1 pseudogene is annotated in these 1173 nt (G+C 50.0%); it reads left to right on the top strand.

Annotated features, from left to right (window positions below):
* Positions 1 to 95: 95 nt before the first annotated feature.
* Positions 96 to 593 (top strand): annotated as a pseudogene (locus tag KTN04_RS16565) (IS256 family transposase); the annotation flags it as partial.
* Positions 594 to 1173: the final 580 nt, after the last annotated feature.

The raw sequence follows: 1173 nt of genomic DNA, 5'->3' as shown, positions 1-1173 counted from the left end.
CGTATCACCTTCTGTTGATTGAGATCTTGGTCGTGATCAATCAACAGGATACGCCATCCTTCTATCTCCCCATACACCAGAAATCACCATAGCTCGCCATTGAGTCAATCTACCCCGACACCGAGATCCAGCACTGCATCATCCACCAGATCCGAAACTCGATGAAGTACGTCGCCTCGAAAAACCAGAAAGCCTTTATGGCCGACCTGAAAGCCGTCTACAAGGCTGCTACGCTCAATGCCGCCGAACTCGCACTCGACGAGCTGGAAGCCAAGTGGGGCGATAAATACCCCATAGTCATCAAGTCCTGGCGGGGCAAGTGGCCCACGCTCTCGGCCTACTTCAAATACCCCGATTACGTGCGCAAGGCGATTTACACCACCAACGCCGTCGAGGCCGTACACCGCCAGTTCCGTAAGCTCACCAAGACCAAGGGCGGCTTTGCCAATGAGAACAGCTTACTCAAGCTGCTCTATGCCGGTATACTCAAGGCCTCCGAACGCTGGACGCACCCCGTGCAGAACTGGAACCTGACGCTGTCACAGATGGCCATCCACTTCCCCGGGCGCCTGGAACATCACATCAGCCTATGAGGCTGGTTGGCTGACACAGAGTTTTGAACACCCTCTCATAAGTTCGAACATGACTCCCGGCAGAAGAGGCAATTGCTCCAGCCTCTCCTCTACATTTGCAAGTGTGATAATGCCAGCTTTGGAGTCTTTCATTTCAACCTCCAACACGGTCATATTTGTCATATATGTTAATTGTGACATTTTTAATGTAGACTTCAATCACTATGGATGCGTTATTTTGTCGCACATCAACAACAATGGTTAATATCCTTAATGCAGCTACAGCAGTTCGAAAGGATGAGCAGAGCTGGAATAAAAGAATGAACTTGCAGTGAGTGTGGTGTCACTCACGACTGCGATGTGAACGGGGCCAAGAACATTCTTGTGGTCGGGCATGGCCGTTCTGTAGAGGAAACCCTCTTGCTTTAGCGCGGGGAGGGTGTCATTCAGCATAACTAAAGCAACATTCGATCGGATTCCTCACATCAGCCGTACAAAGGAGTTAAATGTCAAGTCCCGCATGATTATAAGGTCGCTTTTTAAAAAGTTCCGGATGGGTTTTATGCCACTCCTTCATCGCCATGATGGGTGGTTTGGAGTC

Source organism: Marinobacterium weihaiense, from assembly GCF_019061305.1.
Lineage (GTDB): Bacteria > Pseudomonadota > Gammaproteobacteria > Pseudomonadales > Balneatricaceae > Marinobacterium > Marinobacterium weihaiense.
Note: the sequence above shows the minus strand (reverse complement) of the source record. Positions and strands in the feature narration are given on the sequence as shown.